The following is a 21,427-nucleotide window of genomic DNA, read 5'->3' as shown; positions in this document are numbered from 1 at the left end:
GTAAGGTGGAGGCATGTCCGTTCGTGCCCCGCTTCTTCCCGGCGTCCAGACGCCGCGCCGTGACGTCCCCAGTTCCATCGCCCGTCCCGAGTACGTGGACAAGCCGGCGCCGAAGCGGGACACCGGCAACGGGGTGCGCACGCCCGAGGTGATCGAGGCGATGCGGATCGCGAGCCGGATCGCGGCGCAGGCGCTGGAAGAGGGCGGCAAGGCGGTCAAGCCGGGCGCCACCACGGACGACATCGACAAGGTGGTGCACGAGTTCGTCCTCGACCACCACGCCTACCCCTCGACGCTGGGCTACCGCCATTTTCCGAAGTCGTGCTGCACCTCGCTCAACGAGGTCATCTGCCACGGCATCCCGGACTCGACGGTGATCGAGGACGGTGACATCTGCAACATCGACGTCACCGCCTACATCGGCGGCGTCCACGGCGACACGAACGCGACGTTCCTGGCCGGCAACGTCTCCGAGGAGGCCCGCCTGCTGGTCGAGCGCACGCGTGAGGCGACGCTGCGGGCGATCAAGGCGGTCCGGCCGGGCCGTCAGCTCAACGTCATCGGCCGGGTCATCGAGTCCTACGCCAAGCGCTTCGGCTACGGCGTGGTCCGCGACTTCACCGGCCACGGCGTCGGCCCCGCGTTCCACACGCCGCCGACGGTCCTGCACTATGAAGAGCCCTCCGTCGACACGATCATCGAGGAGGGCATGACCTTCACGATCGAGCCGATGATCACGCTGGGCACCATCGACTACGACATCTGGTCCGACGACTGGACCGTCACCACGAAGGACAAGAAGTGGACGGCCCAGTTCGAGCACACCCTCGTGGTGACGGCCGACGGCAGCGAGATCCTCACGCTGCCTTGAGTCAGTGGCTGGTGGCCTTCTTGTAGCAGCGCACCGAAAGCGGCACGAAGATCACCAGCAGCAGCGCGATCCACAGCACCGAAGCCGGCACCGCGTGCTGCATCGGCCAGGCGTCGTGCACCGGCATCGACGCGCTGGTGTTGCCGAACAGCTCCCGCGCCGCCTGCGTGATCGCCGAGACCGGGTTCCAGTCCGCGATCACCCGCAGCGGCGTGGGCAGGCGGCCGCTGTCGACGAACGTGTTGGCCAGGAACGTGAGCGGGAAGATCGCCACGCTCGAGACGTTGTTGAACACCTCGGGCTTGCGCACGGCCAGGCCGAGCGTCCCCATCACCCACGACAGCGCGTAGGCGAAGGCGAGCAGCAGGACCACGCCGCCGAGTGCTTCGAGCGGGCTCGTGTGGATGCGCCAGCCGACCAGCAGCCCCACGAGTCCCATGATGAGCAGGCTCGTCACGTTGAGGATCAGATCCGCCGTGGTGCGCCCGATCAGCACCGCGGCCGGGGACATCGGCAGCGAGCGGAACCGGTCGATGATGCCCTTCTGCAGGTCGTCGGTCAGCCCGTAGCCGGTGACGATGCTGCCCATCGCCACCGCGAGCGTGAAGATCCCCGGGAGCATGAACTCGCGGTACGACATCCCCGGGATGTCGATCACGCTGCCGAACACGTAGCCGAAGAGCAGCACGAACATCACCGGCATGAACACGATGGACCCGAGCAGGTCCAGCGACCGGACGATCTTGATCGAGTTGCGCTTGGCGACGGTCACGCCGTCGGTGACGGCCAGTTGCACCGCGTTCATCACACGGCCTCCTTCGCGGTCTCGGCCACCTCGTGGCCGGTGAGAGACAGGAAAACGTCGTCGAGGGTGGGGCGGCGGACGCCGACGTCGCGGACGTCGACGCCGTCGGCGGCGAGCAGGGCGAGGGCTTCGGTAAGCGCTTTCGCGCCGTGGGTCACGGGCACGGTGAGCCGGAACGCCTCGGCCTGCGGCTCGCCGCTGGCCAGCCGGGCCAGCGCCCGCCGCGCGACGCCGACGTCGGCGTGCGTGCCGACGGTCAGCTCGATCCGCTCGCCGCCGACGAGGTCCTTGAGCTCGTCGGCGGTGCCGCGGGCGATCACGCGCCCGTGGTCGACGACGGCGATGCTGTCGGCCAGCCGGTCGGCCTCTTCGAGGTACTGCGTGGTCAGCAGCAGCGTCGTGCCGCCCGCGACCAGCTCGGTGATGACCTCCCACAGCTCGGTGCGGGCCCGCGGGTCGAGCCCGGTCGTGGGCTCGTCGAGGAACAGGACCGGCGGGTTGGCGACGAGCGCGCCGGCCAGGTCGAGCCGGCGCCGCATGCCGCCCGAGTAGCCCTTCACGGGCCGGTCGGCGGCCTCTTCGAGGCTGAACCGGGCCAGCAGCTCCCGGCCGCGGGCCTTGGCCCGCCTGGTGCCCAGGTGGTAGAGCCGCCCGACCATCTCGAGGTTTTCGGCCCCGGTCAGCTCCTGGTCGACGGCGGCGTACTGCCCCGACGCGCCGATGTGCGACCGCAGCTCGTGCGCGTCCTCCACGACGTCGAACCCGGCGACCGTCGCGCGGCCGGCGTCCGGCTTCTGCAGCGTCGTGAGGATCTGGACGGTGGTGGTCTTCCCGGCGCCGTTCGGCCCGAGCACGCCGAGCACGGTGCCTTCCGGCACCCGCAGGTCCATCCCGTCGAGGGCGGTGACGGAGCCGTACTTCTTGACGAGCCCTTCGGCCACGATGGCGTCTGGCATGGTCTTCCCCTTGTCTGTGCGGAGTTTCAGGCCCGGCGGATGACGATGTCGCCGGTGTAGGTGTGGGCTTTGACCTCGACCGTTTCGGTGGTGCCGCCCGGCCCCTCGGACGGGGTGAGCGTGTTGCGCACGGAGCCGGTCAGGGAGTTGAGCTCGAGCCAGGCGGCGCTGCCCTCGCGGATGCCGACCTCGATCTCGCCGACCGCGGTCTCGAGGACGACGGAGTCGCGGATGACCTCGTTGAGCCGGATGTCGCCGGAGGCGGTCTTGGCGTGCACGCCGGCGTGGGCGAGCGAGACGAAGATGTCACCGTTCGCGGTGCTGACCCGCAGGTCGCCGGTGACCTCGCCGACGCGGGTCTCGCCGTTGGAGTTCTTGAGCACGGCGGTGCCGTCGATCTCGCGGATCCGCAGCTCGCCGGAGCCGGTGTGGGCCTCGAGGTGCCCGGTGGCCCGTTCGACGGAGACGTCGCCGGTGGCGGTGCTCGCCTCGAGCCGGGCGGCTTCGTCGAGATGGATGTCGCCGACCGAGGTCTTGATGCGGCTGTCGCCGACCTGGCCGCTGACCCGGATGTCGCCCATGGCGGCCGTGGACCTGAGCCGCGAGCCGGCGGGCAGCTCGACCGTGACGTGCAGGGAGCCGCCCTTGCCCCACAGCTTGGTGGCGTACTTCGGGCCCTTGACCAGCAGCTCGCCGCTCGCGAACTCGACGCGGGTCTTGGCGACCGCCTTGACGTCCTCGGGTTCGGCCGGATCGGCGGGCTCGACCTCGACAGTGGTTTCCGCGCGCTCGCCGGCGACGACCCGGATGTCGGCGATGCTGACGTCGATCGTGGCCGAAATCGGCTCGGGGGTGGCGAAAACGGGCATGGCTGCGCCCTCCTGGGTGCTCGGATGGCGTCTCCGCAGGTCGGAGACGGGGGAGAAAAAGAGAGTTACTGAACCCAGCCGGTGTACTTCTCGCCGAAGACCGAACGGCGCTGGGCCGGGCCCTTGCCGGGGCCGAGCGCGGCGTTCGCGGCTCGCACGAGCCAGGCGTTGATCGAGAGCATCTCCCGGTTCGCCGCTTCCTCGACGCGCTGCTTGAGCGCTTCGGGCAGCCGGAGGTTGACCCGGGCGACGGCGCCGTCGTCGGCCTCCGGGGGCACCGGGGGCGGCTCCTGGGGCTGGGGTTCGGGGGCGGCCGGCAGCGAGACGGCGAATTCGGCTTCGCGGCGGCGCAGGCGCACCTCGACGGAGCCGGGTGCGAGGTCGCGGGTGATCTCGTCGGCCGCCGTGGAAAGGGCGTCGAGCAGGGTGAGCCGGATCGCCGATTCGAGCGGCGCGGTGAGCCGCTCGGCCAGTGCGACGGCTTCCTCACCCGCCGCTTCGGCGGCGACCGCGAGCTCCCGGCGGAGTTCGTCCACGAAGGGCGTCAGGTCCATGGCACAACTATGGCGCCACAGTGGTGCCACGACAACCCTGAAATGGCACCCTTAGGGGTTAAAAATAGCGTAAAGGCAGGTCAGGAGGGTTCGATGCGCTGCAGGAGCTCGTCCAGGAAGCCGCACGCCTCGGCGGCGGCCCGCTCCGCGTCGCGGTCGGCGATGGCGCGGGCGAGACCTTCGTGGCCGATCTCGGGCACGTGCTCCGCGCCCGGCGCGATGCTGGACGTCGCCGCGACGCTGGCCGTGATGACCTCGGTCAGCCCGCGGTAGAGCTCGGTGAGCAGCCGGTTGTGGCCGGCGCGGACGACGGTGCAGTGGAACTCCGCGTCCGTACGCGCGAAGTCTTCCCAGCGCCCGTCGCGCAGCTCGGCCTCGCGGCGCGACAGCAGCGCCCACAGCTCGGCGACCTCTTCCTCGGTCCGCTCGGCGGCGGCCAGGCGGGCGCCTTCGACTTCGAGGGTGCGCCGGACCTGCAGGACCTCGCGCAGTTCCGACCCGCACAGCCGCCGGATCGCGCCGGACACCTCGCTCGTGGCGCGCACGTACGTGCCGTCACCCTGCCGGACCTCCAGCAGTCCGGTGTGCGCGAGCGCGCGGACGGCTTCGCGGACGGTGTTGCGCCCGACGCCGAGCTGGTCGACGAGCTCGGCCTCGGTGGGGATGCGTTCGCCGATGGGCCATTCGCCCTGCGTGACCGCGGTCCGCAGCTGCTCGATGACCTGGTCGACGAGGCCTGCTCGCCGGGTGGTGGCCAGAGGCACAGGCTTATCCCTTCATCCAATCATCCTACGTATGCGATAGTAGCGGTCATGCGCGTCGAACACCGTGAATCCGGCCTCGAACCCGAACTGGACGGAGCCGTGGAGTTCCGGGCCCCCGGCGTGGTCGCCGCCGGCGCGCTGCTCGCGATCGCCGTGGTGCTCACCGCCCTCAACCTGCGCCCGGCCATCACCGGCGTCGGCCCCATGCTCGCGGAAATGCGCCAGGACCTGGGGACTTCCGGGGTCTGGGCCGGCGTGCTCACGACGTTGCCGACGCTCTGCTTCGCCGGCGCCGGGCTGGCCGCGCCGCTGCTCGCCCGCCGGGCCGGCATCGGCGCCGCCATCGCGATCGCGCTGGGCACGATCGCGGCAGGGCTCGTGCTGCGCGTGCTCGACGGCCCGGCCGTGGTCCTCGGCGGAACACTCGTGGCCACCGCCGGCATCGCCCTGATCAACGTGCTGATCCCGGTGGTCATCAAGGACTCCTTCCCGGCCCGCATCGGCGTCATGACCGGTGTCTACACCGCGGCCCTGCAGGGCGGCGGCGCGCTCGGGTCGGCGGTGACCCCGCAGCTCGGCGACGCGTTCGGCGGCTGGCGCCCGGCGCTGGGCAGCTGGGCGGTGGTGGCCGTCGTCGCGTTGCTGGCGTGGATTCTCGCAGCCCGCGGCACCGGCCGGGCACCGAGGCACGCCGACGCCGCCGCGGGCGGCCGGTCGCTGCTGCGCAACCGGCTGGCCTGGATCGTCACGGTCTTCTTCGGCCTGCAGGCGTTCTACGCCTACGCGGCGATGGGCTGGTTCCCGCAGGTGCTGATGGACGCGGGCGTGTCGCGCGACGACGCCGGGCTGCTGTTCGGCCTGGTCTCGCTGATCGCCGTGCCGATCAGCCTCTTCGTCGCGCCGATGGCCGCCCGGCAGCGCGGGCAGGGCCCCTGGATCGCCACCCTCGGCGTGTTCGGTTTCGCCGGCACCACCGGCCTGATGGTCGCCCCGGCGTGGTCGCCGCTGCTCTGGAGCCTGCTGATCGGACTCGGCATGAGCGTGTTCTCGCTGGCCCTGACCGTGATCGCGTTGCGGGCGCGCACCGGCGCGGACACCGCCCGGCTGTCCGGGATGGCACAGGGCTTCGGCTACCTGTTCGCCGCGCTCGGGCCGTTCCTCTTCGGTCTCCTGCACGACCTCGCGGGCGGCTGGACCGTGCCGCTGGCGATGCTGCTCGGCCTGCTCGTCGTGCAGGTGGTGTTCGGCGCGCTCGCCGGCCGCCGCCGGTTCGTCTGATTCTTAACTGTTAACACCTTTCGCCGGGGTCCGCGCCGCTTAAGATCGTTTGGTGGCCGAGCCGTCCCCTGACCTCGGGGCGTTGCTGCGCGAGGGCCCGTTCGACGCCGCCCTGCGCGCGGCGATCCGTGCCCGCGGGCTGAGCCTGGACCGGCTTCGCGAGCACCTGCGCGCTCGCGGCGTCTCGGTGACGACGGCGACGTTGAGCTACTGGCAGTCCGGCCGCAGCCGGCCGGAACGGCGGGACTCGGTGCGTGGGCTACGGCAGCTCGAAGCCGTGCTGGAAGTGCCGTCCGGTTCGCTCGTCGCGCTGCTCGGCCCGCCACGGGCGCGCCGGTCCGCCGCCGCGGCGATCGGCCGGTTCTGGCCGGACGGGCCGCGCATCGACGCCGCGGTGTCCGATGTGGACACCCGATGGGACGAGCGGCTGACCCGGCTCAGCCAGCACGACGTCGTTCTCGTCGGGGCCGGTCGCGAGGAACTGGAGATTCGGTCGCGGCAGGTGCTGCGGGCCGAGGCCGACGGCCCGGACCGCTGGGTGGTGATCCTGCACCTGGACGAGCACGACCGGCCCCTGCCGGAACTGCGCTCGCTGCGCGGCTGCCGCCCCGGCCGCAGCGTGCTGAAGCCCGAAGACGGCCTCCTCGTCGTCGAACTGCTCTTCGGCAGGCCCCTGGAACGCGGCGAAACGGTCATCACCGAGCACACGCTCGTGAACCGCGCGCCGCACCCGATCGCGACGAACTACGAACGCAAATTCCGCCTCCCGGTCCGCGAATACGTGCTCGAAATCCGCTTCTCGCCGGACGCGGTCCCGCTGGTCTGCCGCCGCTTCGCCGAACCCGGCGAAGAAACCGAAGTCGTTCCGGAAGCCGATGCGGTGCACGGGGTCGCGCTCAACTTCGGCCCCGGCCGGTACGGGTTCGAATGGGATTGGGCCGCCAGTTAACTGTTAAGGACTTCCGGATCTTCAACGCGGGGTTTCCGGCGGCTTACCGTCTGCGCACTTCCTTCGCCGAATCGAGGAGAAACCAATGCGCAGATTCGTTTCCGTCGTGGGTGTGGCCGCGATGGCCGCGCTCGGGCTGGGTTTCGCGCCCGCCGAAGCGGCGCCGGACCACCCGGACGCCGAGGTGGCGGGCGTCGCCGCGGCGTTCGGCCTGACCGCGGACCAGGCCCGGACGCAGCTGGCCGCCCAGGACCGGGCCCACCGGCTGGCGGCGACGCTGCCCGCGCCGGTCCGCGCGCAGGCCGCGGGACAGTGGTTCGACGCCGCCGCCGGGAAGCTGACCATCGCCGTCACCAGTCAGGCGGCGGCGGACGAGGCGCGTGCCGCGGGGGCAGCGGCTCGGGTGGTCGCCCGCAGCCAGGCCGATCTCGACCGCACCGACGCGGCCGTCCGCGCGCTGGTCGGCACCGGCGTACCCGGCGTCTACGGCTGGGGCATCGACGTCCGCGGCAACGAGGTCGGCGTGGACGTCGACCGGACGAAGAAGACCGCGGCGACCGAGAGTTTCCTTTCCCGCGTGCGGGAACTCGGGGTCCGGATCACCGAGACGAGTTCGTCGCCGCGGCAGCAGTCGGGCACGATCCAGACCGGGAACCCGTGGTGGCCGGGCGGCGAAAGCAACTGCTCGGTCGGCTTCCCGGTGACGGATTCGAGCGGTGCCAAGCACTTCCTGACCGCGGGGCACTGCACGAACGACCGCGACCAAGCCGCGTATGGCGCTTCGGGGCAGCAGAACCGGATCGGCACGTCGAACGTCGGCGGCACCCACAGCGTCAACGCGCGAGAGGGCGACATGGGTGTCGTGGCGGTGACGGAGGCCGGCTGGACCCTGTCGGCGTCGGTCAACACCTGGGGCCAGCCGGCGATCACGCTGACCGGCGCGGCCGAGGTGATGGTCGGCGACCGCGTCTGCCACTCCGGCAACACATCGCACTGGCAGTGCGGCGAAGTGAAGTACACGCACAAGTCCGTCGACTACGGCGGCGGACTGGTCATCGACGACCTCACCTGGACGACGGCGTGCTCCCTCGGCGGCGACTCCGGCGGCGGCTGGCTGCTCGGCAGCAAGGCCACCGGCCTGCACGACGGCGGCCCGTCGAAGTGCGTGGACAACCCGTCCGACGGCGACCTGTCCCTGTTCCAGCCGGTCGTCGAAGCGCTGGACAAGTGGCAGCTCAGCCTCGTGACCAGCGGGGGCACCACGCTGCCGGGAGCGCCCGCCAACCCGCGGGTCACCGGCACGACGGCCACCAGCGTTTCGCTGGCCTGGGACGCCTCCACCGGCGACGTGACCGCGTACGACGTCTACAACGGCTCCACGCTCGCCACGAGCGTCGCCGGGACTTCGGCGACCGTCACCGGGCTCTCGCCGGACACCGCGTACACGTTCACGGTCAAGGCACGAGACGCCGCCGGCAACGCGTCACCGGCCAGCGCCGCGGTTCCGGCACGGACCCAGGCGGGCGACGGCGGCGGCCGGACGCTGACCAACGACACCGACTACGCGATCCGCGACTACCAGCAGGTCTTCAGCCCGATCACGTCCACCCTGACCGGCCAGGTGGCGACCCCGCTGTCGGTCGCGGTGACCATCCGCCACACGTGCGCCGAAGACCTCGGCGTCACGCTGCTGGACCCGAAGGGCAAGGCGTACGCGCTCAAGTACAGCGGCGGCAGCACGTGCACGGCGTGGACCGGCGCCCGCACCTTCACCGTCCCGGCCGCTTCCCCGGCCGGCGGCCGCTGGCAGCTGCGCGTCACCGACTACGGCCCCGGCGACACCGGCACCCTCGACACCTGGTCCCTAACGCTGTAGCGACTCCCGCGGGCCGGGAGGTCACCCCTCCCGGCCCGCGGTGACTCAGTCCAGGGGCAGGTTGAGCAGCGCGTTCTCGATCAGCTCCGGCATCGCCGGGTGGATCCAGTACTGCCCGCGCGCCATGCTCCGCGCGTCCAGGCCGAAGCTCATCGCCTGGATCAGCGGCTGGATCACCGACGACGCCTGCGGGCCGATGACGTGCGCGCCGAGCAGCTGCCCGGTCGCCGGGTCGGCCAGGAGCTTCGCGAAGCCCGTGGTGTCTTCCATCGCCCAGCCGTACGCGATCCCGGCGTAGTCCTGCTTCGAAGTCACGAAGGAGACACCCTTTTCACGAGCCTTCCGCTCGGTGAGCCCGACGGAGGCGACCTGCGGGTGCGTGAACACCGCGTGCGGCACGAACCGGTGGTCGGCGGCGATCCGGTCGTCCGGGTGCGCCAGGTTGTGCTGCACCACGCGGGCTTCGTGGTTGGCGACGTGCTTCAGCTCGTGCGGCGACGAGAGATCGCCGAGCGCGTAGATGCCTTCGACCGCGGTCTCCTGGTAGTCGTCGACCACGACGTGCCCACTGTCCCTTGTGGTCACCCCGGTGGCGGCGACGTCGAGCAGGTCCGAGTTCGGCCGGCGGCCGGTCGCGACCAGCAGCACGCCGGCCTCGACGGTTTCGGCGCCCTGCGGTCCTTCGAGGTCCAGCGCGACGCCGTTGCCGGTCTTGCGCACCCGCACGGTCTTGCGGTCGAGGCGGACGTCGAACCGCTCGGCGGCCAGCTCGGTGAACCGCGCGCTGACGTCGTCGTCCTCCGAGCGCAGCAGCCGCCCGGACCGGTTGACCAGCGTGACGTGGACGCCGAACGAGGCGAAGACGTGCGCGAACTCGGCCGCGATGTACCCGCCGCCCAGGATGACGATGCGCTCGGGCAGCTCGTCGAGCCGCATCACGGTGTCGGAGGTGTGGTACTCGACGGTGTCGAGGCCGGGGATCTCCGGGATCACCGGCCGCCCGCCCGCGGCGAGCACGAACTTGTCCGCGGTCAGCACCTCGTCGGGGCGCCCGTCGGCGAAGCTGACGCGCAGTTCCTTGTGCCCGGTGAAGCGGGCGGTGCCGTCGTAGACGTCGACGTTCGCGTTGTCCTCGTGGCTGCGGCGGTACTCCGCGCCACCCGCGGCGATCGGGTCGATCCGGCCGAAGACCCGGTCGCGGATGTCGCGCCAGCGCACGCCCTTCAGTTCTTCGTCGACGCCGTACTTCGCGCTGTGCGAAGGCGTGTACGCGACGTCGGCGGCGTAGACGAACATCTTCGTGGGGATGCAGCCGACGTTGAGGCAGGTGCCCCCGAACGTGCCCTTCTCGACGATCGCCGTCTTCTTGCCCGCGAAATCCGGGCCGAGGATCGAGTTCCCCGATCCCGTCCCGACGATCACCAGGTCGTAGTGGGGCACTGCATCCTCCGCGGGGTCGGCTCCGAACGATTCACCCTAGCCAACCGGCGGTGGGAAGCGGGTGTTCCCCGATGTGCTTAACGTCGTATTACGTGCTCAGTGGCCGTTGCCGGTGAAGTGCATCCGGTCCTTCGGGCTGGACCACGCGCCACCCCAGCCCCAGCCGATCGCGGCGAACGCCCGCACGATCGCGTCGCCGGCCAGGACCATGCCCGGCCGCCGGTTCGCGCGGTCGACGTACGCCGAAGCCAGCTCGGGCAGCACGAGGTCGCCCTGGGTGTAGGGGTTGCAGAACGGGTTGACGTCCACGGCGAGCCCGTAGGCGTGCGCCGACCAGGACGTCTGCCCGCGCGCCGGGCGGCAGACGAACGCGCTGGTCGAGTTGCCGTCGCCGGTCGGCGGCACGGTCAGCTCGCCGGGGCTGGTCACGCGCATCTCTTCGAGCGGGAAGCGTGCCGCGAAGAGCTGCCCGAACACCTTGGTGATCCCGGCGGCGCCCTTAGCGTTGACCAGCATCTCGCCGGTGTGCGCGCGGCCGTCGAAGCCCCAGAAGGACATCGTCAGGTAGCGCAGGTCGGTCGCCTTGACGGGGCAGGCGGCCTGCCAGGTGCTGCGCGCGAGGACGTCGGCGGGCACCGCGCTGATCGTCGACGCGTACCGGCCGTCCGCCGGCGGCGGAAGGAGGTCTTTTGTCGGAAGTGCCCGGTTCACCAGTTCGGGTGGCGTCGGTTCGACCTCACCGAAGCCGTCGGGACGCCGGGGGAGTGGCCGGGCACCCACCTGCCAGGTGACGGCGGGCGCGCTCGACGCCGTCACCGGAGCCGTCGCCGGAGTCCTCGCCGGAACGGGTGTCGAAGGCACTGGTTGCGGCGTGGACGGCACTTCTTCGGCAGCGCACGACGTCAGCGCGAGGGCCAGTACCGCCCCGAAGACCGCCGCCGTCCGCCGCATCCGGCCAGCTTGACAGAGGCGGTCGCGGAGCGCGGAGTCCACCCGTTCCAGTGACACCGCTTTGGGCCCACTCCGATTAGGGTATTCAGCGCACGTTGTTCACGCACCGGAGTCGCCCGGGTGCCGAGCGCTTGTTCTTTGCCGTGTCTGATGAGGGGAACATCCCATGTCCGTGAAGTCCCGTCGATCCCTGCTGCTCGCGAGCGGCGCGCTCCTCGCCGTGGCCGCGGTGGCCGTCCCGGTCGTGGTCGGCACGGCGTCGGCGGACCCCGGATCCGGCAACCAGGCACGGATCGTCGGCGGCGACAAGGCATCGCTCGGCGACCACCCGTACGCGGTGTACCTGACCGACGGCAGCGGAAACCAGTTCTGCGGCGCGGTGATCGTCAGCTCCACGGCGGTCGCGACGGCGGCGCACTGCGCCAAGGCGGTCGCGAAGCAGGACGTCCGCGTGGTGGCGGGCCGCGAGGACAAGCGCACGGACGAGGGCCAGGTCCTCAGCGTCTCCAAGGTTTGGATCAGCAAGGGCTACAGCGACCCGACGCAGGGCGACGACGTCGCGGTCCTGACGGTCCGCGGCCAGCTCGACTACCGCCCGGCGAAGCTGCCGAGCAGCGGCGACGCGAGCCTGTACGCGGCAGGCACGAAGGCAACGGTGCTCGGCTGGGGCCGCACCGCCGACGGCGGCGCCCGCTCGGACTATCTGCGCAGCGTCGACGTCCCGCTGGTCTCCGACAGCGAGTGCGGCTCCGACTACAACGTCTACAACCAGAAGACGATGGTCTGCGCGGGCTACCCCGAAGGCGGCAAGGACGCCTGCCAGGGCGACTCCGGCGGCCCGCTCGTGGAAGGCGACACCCTGATCGGCATCGTGTCCTTCGGCGACGGCTGCGGCAAGGCGGGCAAGCCGGGCGTCTACACCCGCGTCTCGGCGTACACCGACGACATCGAAGCCCAGGCCAAGCCACGCACCCTCTTCCCCTGAGCGGCGTGGTAAGCAGGGGCATGCCGACCCTGCACGACGCGACCGGTCCCGAACTGACGGCCACCCAGCTCCACGACATCCTCCGCCTGCGCGTGGACGTCTTCGTGGTGGAGCAGAAAGCCGCGTACCCCGAGCTCGACGGCCGCGATTTGAAGCCCGACACCCGCCACCTCTGGTTCGCGGGTGAGGACGGGGTAGCGGCGTACCTGCGAGTGCTACTCGACCCCGGCGACATCCGCCGCATCGGCCGAGTGGTGACAGCGGCGAACGCCCGCGGCCAGGGCCTGGCGGCCCGGCTGATGGACGAGGCTTTGAAGGTCCCGGGCGAGTACGTTCTCGACGCCCAGACGTACGTCCAGGGTTTCTACGCCCGCTACGGCTTCGTCGCGGAAGGCGCGGAGTACACCGACGAAGACGGCATCCCGCACATCCGCATGCGCCGCCTCGCCCGCTGACCTGCCGCGAGAGCGCCCCCGCTGCCCAGCGGACCGCGGGCCTATACCGCGGATCGCAGGCCCCGGACCGGTGTTCGCAGTGGCCGTGGGCCCACCCCACGCCAGGCCGGGGGCCCGGAATGGTGCTTGCCCTGGCCGCGGGCCCACCCCGCGCCAGGCCGCAGGCCCGAAATCGTGCTTGCCCTGGCCGCGGGCCCACCGGCCGACCCGCTGCCGATCGCCCCGCCGCGTCAGACGGTCGCGCCCCGCGGTGCCGTCGCGGTGATCACCTTCACCGCGCGGTCCACATCGGCTTCCGTGAGGTCGGCCCGCGCGGTCAGCCGCAGCCGCGAGATGCCGTCCGGCACCGACGGCGGCCGGAAGCACCCGACGCGGATGCCCTGCTCCGCGCACGCAGCCGCCCACGCGACCGCGGTCTCGGCCGAAGGCGCCTGAACGGAAATGACGGCCGCGTCCGGCAGGCTCGCCTTCAACCCGGCCGCCTTCAACGACATCGCGAGGTTGCCCGCGTTCTCGACGACCTTCCCCGCCATCCCGGGCTCTTCCTTCAGCGCGTGCAACGCGGCCAGCGCGGCGGCGGCACTCGCCGGCGCCAGCGCGGTGTCGAAGATGAAGCTGCGCGCCGTGTCCACGAGGTGCTTGATCACGCGACGCGGCCCCAGCACCGCACCGCCCTGAGCGCCGAGCGACTTCGACAGCGTCAACGTCGTGACGACGTCGGGCGCCCCCGCGAGCCCGGCCGCGTGCACCGCGCCGCGGCCGCCGTCACCGAGGACGCCGAAGCCGTGCGCGTCGTCGACCAGCAGCGCCGCGCCGTGCTCGCGGCAGATGCCGGCCAGCTCGCCGAGCGGGGCGATGTCCCCGTCCACCGAGAACACCGAGTCGGTCACCACGAGCGCACGCGGCTTGCGCCGGGTCGAAAGCGCGTGCTTGATCGCCGACGGCGTCGAGTGCGCGACCGCGGCGACATCGGCGCGCGACAGCCGGCAGCCCTCGATCAGCGACGCGTGGATGTACTTGTCGGTGACGATCGCCGATTCGGCGCCGGAGAGCGCCGTCACCGCACCGAGGTTCGCGGTGAAGCCGGAGGAGAACACGAGCGCCGCCTGCACGCCGCAGAACCGGGCGAGCTCCAGCTCGAGCTCGGTGTGCAGCTCGGTCGATCCGGTGACGAGCCGGGACCCGGTCGCCCCCGCACCCCAGCGGAGCGCGGCGGCCGCGGCAGCCCCGGCCACACGCTTGTCGCGGGCCAGCCCGAGGTAGTCGTTCCCGGCCAGGTCCAGTTCGTCGGCCCGCGCGGGACGCGGCCGCAGCTGCCGCACGAGTCCCGCGGCCGCCCGCTTCTCCGCCTCGACGTCGAGCCAGTCGAAAACCTCATCGGGCGGGGGCGTCGGCGGCGTAGTCACGTCCCGCAGTCTCCCATCCGCGATCCGCGCGGTCGTGTGGCGGGCCCTGGAAACGCCGGAAGCCCCGGACCAGCGGTCCGGGGCTTCCAGAGTGGATCGATCAGCTGTCGTAGCCGCGACGCGGGCCACGGCTCGGGCGGCCGTAGCCACCGCCGTTGCCCGAGCGGGGCTGACGGCCGCGGCCGCCGAAGCCGCCGGGACGGCCTTCACGGTTGCCGGCGCCCTCACGGGAGCCCTGGTGGTACCCGCCGCGGTCGCCACCACGGTCACCACGGTCGGCGCTGTAGCCGCCGCGGTCGCCACCACGGTCACGGTCGCCGCGGTAGCCACCGCGACCCGAACCGCCGCCGAAGCCACGGTCGCCGCGGAAGCCGCCGCCGCCGCGACGCGGGTTCTCGCGCCGCCGCTCGATGACCGGCTCGCCGCTGGGCTGCTGGGCACCGGTGATGCGGGACAGCGCTTCGTCACCCGGGCGGACCATCGTGGACTCGGCGCGGACGCCGGCCCGGTCGGTCATCCGCTTGACCATGCGCCGCTGGTCGTTGGTGACCAGCGTGACGACGACACCGGACGCTCCGGCGCGCGCCGTGCGGCCCGCGCGGTGGAGGTAGTCCTTGTGGTCGGCCGCCGGGTCGACGTGCAGCACCAGCGAGATGTCGTCGACGTGGATGCCGCGCGCCGCGACGTCCGTGGCGACGAGCACCGGCGAGTGGCCTTCCTTGAAGTCGGCGAGGACGCGGTTGCGCTGCCCCTGCGTCTTGCCGCCGTGCAGGGCCTGCGCGTTCACGCCCTGCTCGCGCAGGCGCTCGGTGAGGCGGTCGACGTGGTGCTTGGTCCGCACGAACATGATCGTGCGGCCCTCGCGGGCACCGATCTGCGTGATGATGTCCTGCTTGTCCTGGTGCGACACCTGGAGCACGTGGTGGTCCATGGTGTCGACGCTCGCGGTCGACGGCGCGACCGAGTGCGTGACCGGGTCGGTCAGGTACTGGCGGACCAGGCGGTTGACGTCACCGTCGAGCGTCGCCGAGAACAGCAGCCGCTGCCCGCCCGGAGGGGTGAGGTCCATGATCTCGCGGACCTGCGGCATGAAGCCCATGTCCGCCATCTGGTCGGCCTCGTCGAGGGCGATGAAGTTGCAGTCACCCAGGTGCGCGGTGCCCTGCCGGACGTGGTCCGACAGCCGGCCCGGGGTGGCGATCAGCAGGTCGACGCCGCGGGAGAGCGCGTCGGCCTGGCGGGCGAAGGCCATGCCGCCGACGGCCGTGCGGCACCACAGGCCGAGGGACTTGGCCAGCGGGGTCAGCGAGTCGGCGACCTGCATCGCCAGCTCGCGGGTCGGGACCAGGATCAGCGCGCGGGGGCGCTTCGGGCGGGCCTTGCCGCCGTCGAGCCGGGCCAGCATGGCCAGGCCGAAGGCGAGGGTCTTGCCGGAGCCGGTCTGGGCGCGGCCCAGCACATCGCGGCCGGCGAGCGCGTCCGGGATGGTCGCGGACTGGATCGGGAAGGGGCTGTTGATGCCCGCGTCGGCCAGCGCGCGGAGCAGCGGCTCCGGCAGGCCCAGCTGGGCGAAGGTCTTGGTGGCCACGGTCTCGACAGCGTCGTCGCGCAGCATGTCCCCACCGGCCTGGCGCTGACGCGGCCGGCGGTCGGGACGGTCCGCGTGCGCGGACGTGGAAGGACCAGAGTTGAACGTGACTGTCACAAATGCCTCTCGGACGTGGTTCGTCACAAGGAGGCCCGGGCTCCCCGCGCGCAGGCAGGGCAAGATGGTGTGCGGTGGGCGTTCACAGGGACGGACCCCGGCACACTGTGTCTTGTCGCTATCCGACACTGCGCGCCGCTGTTTGGGATTACGGTAAAATTGCGGATCACCGCGAGCCATTCGGTGGCTCTGGAGGCGACGGACACCAACTCATCCACGCCGCCGGTTGCGGTCACTACATACTGTACCCGAGGTGGAGCGGGGACTACGCATCGAGGTCACCGGTTGTGGGCGGCGTCGCAGACGTGTTCCGCGACACAGCCGCGACGCCGCCCCGCGTTCACCCGAGCCCGGCCGCGGTCACGAGTTCCGCCAGCAGCTCGTCGGTGTTCGTCACGTGCTCGCCCAGCCCGCGTCCGTGGAACCAGCCTGCCAGGTTGCGCACGTCCCTGGCCAGGAACTCGGCGCCGCCGGGGTTGGCCACGACGTCGACGACCTGCGGCAGGTCGATCACCATCAACCGGCCCCGGTGCACGAGCAGGTTGTACGCAGAGAGGTCGCCGTGCGCGAGCCCCTCGGCGGCGAGCAGTTCGAGCGCCGCGGTGGCCTGGAACCAGAGGTCCTTCAGCTCGCCGGCGTCGGGGCGCACCTGGGCCAGCCGCGGCGCCGCTGTCCCGTCCTCCTCCCCGAGGAATTCGAGGAGCAGCTCGGTCCCGTTGCGCTGAACCGGGTAGGGCACCGGTGCTCCGAGCGTCCACAAGCGACTCAGCGCGGCGAACTCCGCGACGGCCCACTGTTCGGCGATGAGGTTGCGGCCGAACGCCGTGCGGTGCTCGATCGCGCGCATCTCGCGGGAGCGGCGCATCCGCCGTCCTTCGAGATATCCCGCGTCGCGGTGGAACAGCTTGTGTTCGTCGCTGCGGTAGCGCTTCGCGGCGAGCAGCGTGCCGTCGGAGCCGGGCAGGCCGCGCCGCAGCAGGTGGACGTCGGCCTCCTTACCGGTCTTCAGCACCCCGAGGTCGGTGTCGACCGCGGCGAGCTCGGTCACGACCCAGTCCGGCCGGGGCCGCGGGCCGTGTTCGGCGTCGTCCCACGTGGACCAGCGATCGGCCCCGTCGGGCAGCTGGTTTTCGGTGTAGGCGTCGTCTCGGAGCTTGGCGAGCCGGACGCGCTCGCCTTCGGTGAGCCGCCCGCTGCGGGTGGGCTCGGGATCGTCGAACCGCCCTTGCCGGCGCGAACGCGCTGTGCGACGGCGGGAAGGCTGGTCGTCGAAACTGTCGAAATCTTCGAAGTCGTGCTGGCGCACTGGTGGGTTTCTCCTCGATCAGGGATGCCCCACCGGGCGCGTGGTCAGCTCCGAGGGGCAGGTGGGCAAGGGCGCGAAAGGGCCCGGACATCCATCACGACAGGCACCTCCCCGCTCTCGCACACCGGCTCCCTGCCGGACCCGTTCAGCTTGCCGGACCGGTCGCGGGCCGCGCAACCGAATAGCGCGAACGGTCCATTCGTGACGTTTCCTTGAATTCCGCTCGCCGCCGTGGCCACGATGAACCGGCAGGCAGAACAGAGGAGGAGCGGATGGACGCGTACGACGTGGTGATCGTCGGCGGCGGGCACAACGGCCTGGTCGCGGCCGCTTACCTGGCGCAGGCGGGCCGGTCGGTGCTCGTGCTCGAACGACGGGGTGAGACCGGTGGCGCCGCCGTCTCGTTCCGCGCGTTCGAGGGCGTGGACGTCCGGCTTTCGCGCTACTCGTACCTGGTCAGCCTGCTGCCGAAGAAGATCGTGGCCGACCTCGGCCTCGACGTGGAGCTGCGACGGCGCCGGATGTCGTCGTACACCCCGTCGGGCGGCTCCGGTCTTCTTGTCGACACGGGCGACGACGGCCGGACGGCGGCGTCGTTCCGTGCGCTCACCGGGTCCACATCGGACTTCGCGGCTTGGCAGGAGTTCTACGAGCTGACCGGGCGCGTCGCCGGGCGCGCGTTCGGGACGCTCACCGAACCACTGCTGTCCGAAGTGGACTTCCGCGCGCGGATCGGTGACGACCGGGCGTGGTCCTTGCTGTTCGAACGGCCGATCGGCGAAGCGCTCACGTCGTGGTTCGGTGACGACACCGTGCGCGGCGTGGTGCTCACCGACGCGCTGATCGGCACGTTCGCCCCGGCGGACGGCGAGGACCTGCGGCAGAACCGGTGCCTGCTCTACCACGTGATCGGAAACGGCACCGGCGACTGGGACGTCCCGGTCGGCGGCATGGGCTCGGTCACCGGTGCGCTCGCGACGGCCGCGGCCGCCGCGGGCGCGCGCCTGGTGACCGGCGCGGAGGTGCTCTCGGTGGATCCCGGCGGCGAGGTGCGTTACCGGCGTGACGACGCCGAGCACGTCGCGGTCGGAGGGCACGTCCTGGCCAATGTCGCGCCGTCCACGCTGGCGAGGCTGCTGGGCGAGGAGCCGCCGAGCCGGCCGGAAGGCGCGCAGCTGAAGGTGAACATGGTGCTCTCGCGGTTGCCGAGGCTGCGTGACCCGGACGTCGATCCGGCCGAAGCGTTCGGGGGCACCTTCCACGTCAACGAAACCTTCACCCAGCTGGAGGCGGCGTATCGCGAGGCGGCAGCGGGCCGGATCCCCACGCTGCCGCCGTGCGAGATCTACTGCCACTCGTTGACGGATCCTTCGATCCTCGGCCCGGCCGAACGCTCGGCCGGCACGCACACCCTCACCCTGTTCGGCCTGCACATGCCGGCGCGGCTCTTCGAGGGGCGCAACGAAGAGGCGCGGGAAGCGGCGTTGCGCGCGACGCTCGCTTCCCTCGACAGCGTGCTGGCCGAGCCGATCGAGGACTGCCTGCTGTCCACGCCGGACGGAAAACCCTGTGTGGAAGCCAAAACCCCGCTGGACCTGGAAGCCGAGCTGGGCTTGCCAGCGGGGCACATCTTCCACCGGGACCTTTCCTGGCCGTTCGCCGAGGATCCGGCCCAGGCCGGCCGCTGGGGCGTGGAGACACCGCACGAACGCGTTCTGCTGTGCGGCGCGGGAGCCGTGAGAGGAGGTGGTGTGAGCGGCATTCCCGGCCACAACGCGGCCATGGCGGTGCTCGGCGTCCGGTGATCCGGGTCAGGCGTCGTGTTCGGTGCACAGACACGCGACGCCTGGCTCGATCCACTCGCGGCCGGCCCAGTCCGGATGCCGTTCGACGAGCAGCGACCGGACCTCGGCGATGACCTCGTCCACGCCCATCGCCGAGTCCCGTCGCCGCCAGGTCTCGTCCCGCAGTTCCCGCAGGTAGTCGCGGACGTCGGTGAGTACGGCACCGCCACCGACCTCTCCGTGCCCGGGAACCACCACCCGGTGCCCGGCGGCGGCCAGCCGGTCCAGGACGGCCAGCCAGCCCACGCCCGAGACGTCGGCGTCGTGCGGCGGGAACCACGGGAAGATCGCGAACTGCCCGGTCTCGGCGAGGTCGCCGGTGAACAGGACACCGGCGTCCGGCACCTCGACGACCTGGTCGCCCTTGGTGTGGCCGCGCCCGGTGGGGCGCAGCCGGACGGTCCGGCCGCCGAGGTCGAGGTCGTACCCGTCGTCGTAGACGAGATCGGGCGCCGGCACCCGGACACCGTCGAGACGGCGGGCGACGACCTCGCCGAGGTCCCGGAACATCTCCAGGTAGCCCGGGCCCTTGGTCGTCAGGTCGCCGGCCTGGGCGCGGTTGACCACGTAGGTGGCCTCGCCGGCGAACACCTGGGCGCCGAAAGCGTGCTCGGGGTGAAAGTGGGTCGTGGTCAGGTACAGGCGGCGGCCCTTCGCCACTTCCGTCGCGAAGGCGAGCACCTGCTCGGCGTTGGCGGTGCCGATGCCGGTGTCGACGACGAGCACGGCTTCCGAGCCGCCGACGACGCCGATGTTGGGCACCAGGTCGACCCGGCGGTTGGGGATCACCAGCAGGTCCGGGGCGATCTCCTCGGCGCCTTCGACGCGCACGGCGGGATCGGTCAGTTCGGTCATGCCCCGATTCCACCGCCGTCCGGGCACGGGCGTCCAAGACCGGTTCGGTGGTGCCGATACCGGGTGGCTATCGTCGCCGGTCATGGAGCTGCGCACGCTGCGGTACTTCGTGGCCGTCGCCGAAGAACTCCACTTCGGCCGCGCCGCCGCGCGGCTGCACATGAGCCAGCCGCCGCTGAGCCGGGCGATCAAGCAGCTGGAGAGCGACGTCGGTGCCGTGCTGTTGCTGCGCTCCGCCACGGGAGTCACGCTCACCCCCGCCGGAGCGGCGCTGCTGGCGGAAGCTCGATCCTTGCTCGACCAGGCCGACCGGGCCCGCGTGCGCGTGGCCGCGGCGGCGGGCGAAGCGGTCCTCACCGTCGGCATCCTCGGCGACAGCACCGACCCGAACGCGCTCCGGCTCGCCGACGCGTACCGGCAGCGGCACCCCGGCGTCGAGGTCCGCGTCCGCGACACCGACCTGACCGACCCGACCTGCGGGCTGCGCACGGGCCTGGTCGACGTGGCGCTGACCCGCGGGCCGTTCGACGAGACCGGCCTGGCGGTGCACGAACTGCGCACCGACCCGGTGGGTGCGGTGCTGCGCGCCGACGACCCCCTGGCCACCCGCGAGCAGCTCGACCTCGCGGACCTGGCCGGCCGCCGCTGGTTCCGGTTCCCCGACGGCACCGACCCGCGGTGGCAGTCGTACTGGCACGGTGGCGAACCCCGGGAGGGCCCGGTGGTGCGCGCGGTCCAGGAATGCCTGCAGGCGGTTCTCTGGAACGGCACCGTCGGCTTGACCCCGCTCGGTCACCAGCCACCCGGCGACCTGGTCGTGGTGCCCTTGCCCGCGATGCCGCCGAGCCCGGTGGTCGTGGTGTGGCAGAAGGGCGACACGAACCCGCTGGTCCGCTCGTTCGCCCACATCGCGAGGGCCGCGTACCGCGCCTGATCAGGTCTAGACCACCGGTGCGCGGCGCACGTCGTAGAGGTCCCAGTCCAGCTGCCAGAACGCGTCGATGCCGTGCTCGCGGATGAACTTGCGCTCGGTGTCGTGCACCGGGTAGCAGCCGGCGATGCTGATCGGCGCGCCGCCGACGTCGATCAGCGTGTACTGGTGCGCGTCGAGCCCCGCGGGTGCCGAGACCGCGAACGCCGTCATGGCGGACTCCTCGGCGATCGGCTGCCCGAAGTCGATCGTGTCGCCGTAGACGAACGGGCAGGTGCCGCGCAGCTGCTCGGCCAGGTAGCCGATGGCCAGGGCCCACGTCGGGTCGTCGGAGCGGACGCTGATCCACAGCTCCGGTCTCATGCCGTGCCACTCCGGGTGCTCGGCCAGCGAAAGCCCGTAGGTCGCGCCGGTGAGGTAGCGCGGTTCCGGCTCGTCCACGTAGACGAACGCGATGACGTCGTCGAGCCCGTCGTGGGTCGACGGGATCGGCTGCAGGCGGGGTTCGCTGGTCCCGGTCAGGGTGTCGAGATGGGCGACATACCGCTCGGCACGGCTCGGCATGGCGCGCAGCATACGACTGACCGGGATGTGGCGCGGGGCAATCCCGCTGGCCCGGGCGCGGCA

Annotated in this window: 20 protein-coding genes; 8 read left to right on the top strand and 12 right to left on the bottom strand. The window is 71.7% G+C overall.

All coding sequences use genetic code 11. From position 1 onward, the window contains the following. Positions 1 to 13: 13 nt before the first annotated feature. Positions 14 to 871 carry a type I methionyl aminopeptidase gene (gene map, locus SD460_RS39810; protein ID WP_290059031.1) on the top strand — a complete coding sequence of 286 codons (858 nt, stop codon included), beginning with the start codon at positions 14 to 16 and terminating at the stop codon, positions 869 to 871. Between the two features lies 1 nt (position 872). Here map and SD460_RS39805 read toward each other — a convergent pair whose 3' ends face one another. The 5 genes from SD460_RS39805 to SD460_RS39785 form a co-directional block, all read right to left on the bottom strand. Then, complete coding sequence (locus SD460_RS39805; protein ID WP_318307516.1) at positions 873 to 1,676, bottom strand: ABC transporter permease; 804 nt, start codon at positions 1,674 to 1,676, stop codon at positions 873 to 875. Next, complete coding sequence (locus SD460_RS39800) at positions 1,676 to 2,632, bottom strand: ATP-binding cassette domain-containing protein (RefSeq protein ID WP_318307515.1); 957 nt, start codon at positions 2,630 to 2,632, stop codon at positions 1,676 to 1,678. Before SD460_RS39800 ends, SD460_RS39805 begins: the two co-directional genes overlap by 1 nt. 26 nt (positions 2,633 to 2,658) lie before the next feature. Continuing rightward, complete coding sequence (locus tag SD460_RS39795; RefSeq protein WP_290059034.1) at positions 2,659 to 3,501, bottom strand: DUF4097 family beta strand repeat-containing protein; 843 nt, start codon at positions 3,499 to 3,501, stop codon at positions 2,659 to 2,661. A 65-nt stretch (positions 3,502 to 3,566) separates the two neighbouring features. Further along, a complete protein-coding gene (locus SD460_RS39790) occupies positions 3,567 to 4,055 on the bottom strand; it encodes a hypothetical protein (protein ID WP_290059035.1) in 489 nt (162 codons plus the stop codon). A gap of 80 nt (positions 4,056 to 4,135) precedes the next feature. Further along, positions 4,136 to 4,819: a FadR/GntR family transcriptional regulator gene (locus SD460_RS39785; protein WP_290059036.1), complete on the bottom strand. Its 684-nt coding sequence runs from the start codon at positions 4,817 to 4,819 to the stop codon at positions 4,136 to 4,138. Between the two features lie 48 nt (positions 4,820 to 4,867). Between SD460_RS39785 and SD460_RS39780 the strand changes: the two genes are divergently transcribed. The 3 genes from SD460_RS39780 (at position 4,868) to SD460_RS39770 (ending at position 8,922) form a co-directional block, all read left to right on the top strand. Then, entirely contained in the window at positions 4,868 to 6,097 is a 1,230-nt protein-coding gene (locus SD460_RS39780) for a CynX/NimT family MFS transporter (RefSeq protein WP_318307514.1), read from the top strand. A gap of 52 nt (positions 6,098 to 6,149) precedes the next feature. After that, positions 6,150 to 7,046, top strand: a complete 897-nt coding sequence (locus SD460_RS39775) for an XRE family transcriptional regulator (RefSeq protein WP_290059038.1) — start codon at positions 6,150 to 6,152, stop codon at positions 7,044 to 7,046. 85 nt (positions 7,047 to 7,131) lie between these two features. Further along, on the top strand, positions 7,132 to 8,922 hold the full coding sequence (locus SD460_RS39770) for a fibronectin type III domain-containing protein (protein ID WP_318307513.1): 1,791 nt from the start codon (positions 7,132 to 7,134) through the stop codon (positions 8,920 to 8,922). 45 nt (positions 8,923 to 8,967) lie between these two features. On the opposite strand, the gene SD460_RS39765 is transcribed toward SD460_RS39770, so the two are convergent. Beyond that, positions 8,968 to 10,362, bottom strand: coding sequence for a mycothione reductase (locus SD460_RS39765; protein WP_290054390.1), 1,395 nt, complete (start codon positions 10,360 to 10,362; stop codon positions 8,968 to 8,970). Positions 10,363 to 10,458: 96 nt separating this feature from the next. Next, positions 10,459 to 11,313: a M15 family metallopeptidase gene (locus SD460_RS39760; protein ID WP_318307512.1), complete on the bottom strand. Its 855-nt coding sequence runs from the start codon at positions 11,311 to 11,313 to the stop codon at positions 10,459 to 10,461. Positions 11,314 to 11,479: 166 nt separating this feature from the next. On the opposite strand from SD460_RS39760, the gene SD460_RS39755 reads away from it, so the two are divergent. Both SD460_RS39755 and SD460_RS39750 read left to right on the top strand, forming a co-directional pair. Continuing rightward, complete coding sequence (locus SD460_RS39755) at positions 11,480 to 12,298, top strand: S1 family peptidase (RefSeq protein WP_290054386.1); 819 nt, start codon at positions 11,480 to 11,482, stop codon at positions 12,296 to 12,298. Positions 12,299 to 12,318: 20 nt separating this feature from the next. Further along, positions 12,319 to 12,753 (top strand): GNAT family N-acetyltransferase, encoded by a 435-nt coding sequence (locus tag SD460_RS39750; RefSeq protein WP_290054384.1) that lies wholly within the window; start codon positions 12,319 to 12,321, stop codon positions 12,751 to 12,753. A 230-nt stretch (positions 12,754 to 12,983) separates the two neighbouring features. On the opposite strand, the gene SD460_RS39745 is transcribed toward SD460_RS39750, so the two are convergent. From SD460_RS39745 to SD460_RS39735, 3 genes are all read right to left on the bottom strand, one after another. Further along, complete coding sequence (locus SD460_RS39745; RefSeq protein ID WP_318307511.1) at positions 12,984 to 14,159, bottom strand: 8-amino-7-oxononanoate synthase; 1,176 nt, start codon at positions 14,157 to 14,159, stop codon at positions 12,984 to 12,986. A 100-nt stretch (positions 14,160 to 14,259) separates the two neighbouring features. Continuing rightward, a complete protein-coding gene (locus SD460_RS39740; RefSeq protein ID WP_290054383.1) occupies positions 14,260 to 15,864 on the bottom strand; it encodes a DEAD/DEAH box helicase in 1,605 nt (534 codons plus the stop codon). A 340-nt stretch (positions 15,865 to 16,204) separates the two neighbouring features. Continuing rightward, complete coding sequence (locus SD460_RS39735) at positions 16,205 to 17,170, bottom strand: RIO1 family regulatory kinase/ATPase domain-containing protein (RefSeq protein ID WP_290054381.1); 966 nt, start codon at positions 17,168 to 17,170, stop codon at positions 16,205 to 16,207. A gap of 272 nt (positions 17,171 to 17,442) precedes the next feature. Between SD460_RS39735 and SD460_RS39730 the strand changes: the two genes are divergently transcribed. Further along, a complete protein-coding gene (locus tag SD460_RS39730) occupies positions 17,443 to 18,975 on the top strand; it encodes a phytoene desaturase family protein (protein ID WP_318307510.1) in 1,533 nt (510 codons plus the stop codon). A 6-nt stretch (positions 18,976 to 18,981) separates the two neighbouring features. Here SD460_RS39730 and SD460_RS39725 read toward each other — a convergent pair whose 3' ends face one another. After that, positions 18,982 to 19,869, bottom strand: a complete 888-nt coding sequence (locus tag SD460_RS39725) for an MBL fold metallo-hydrolase (RefSeq protein ID WP_290054378.1) — start codon at positions 19,867 to 19,869, stop codon at positions 18,982 to 18,984. Between the two features lie 82 nt (positions 19,870 to 19,951). Between SD460_RS39725 and SD460_RS39720 the strand changes: the two genes are divergently transcribed. Then, positions 19,952 to 20,803 (top strand): LysR family transcriptional regulator, encoded by an 852-nt coding sequence (locus SD460_RS39720; RefSeq protein WP_290054376.1) that lies wholly within the window; start codon positions 19,952 to 19,954, stop codon positions 20,801 to 20,803. A 6-nt stretch (positions 20,804 to 20,809) separates the two neighbouring features. On the opposite strand, the gene SD460_RS39715 is transcribed toward SD460_RS39720, so the two are convergent. After that, positions 20,810 to 21,364: a suppressor of fused domain protein gene (locus SD460_RS39715; RefSeq protein WP_290054375.1), complete on the bottom strand. Its 555-nt coding sequence runs from the start codon at positions 21,362 to 21,364 to the stop codon at positions 20,810 to 20,812. Positions 21,365 to 21,427: the final 63 nt, after the last annotated feature.

It is taken from the genome of Amycolatopsis solani (assembly GCF_033441515.1).
In the GTDB taxonomy this organism is placed as follows: domain Bacteria; phylum Actinomycetota; class Actinomycetes; order Mycobacteriales; family Pseudonocardiaceae; genus Amycolatopsis; species Amycolatopsis solani.
This window is presented reverse-complemented; position numbering and strand designations above follow the sequence as displayed.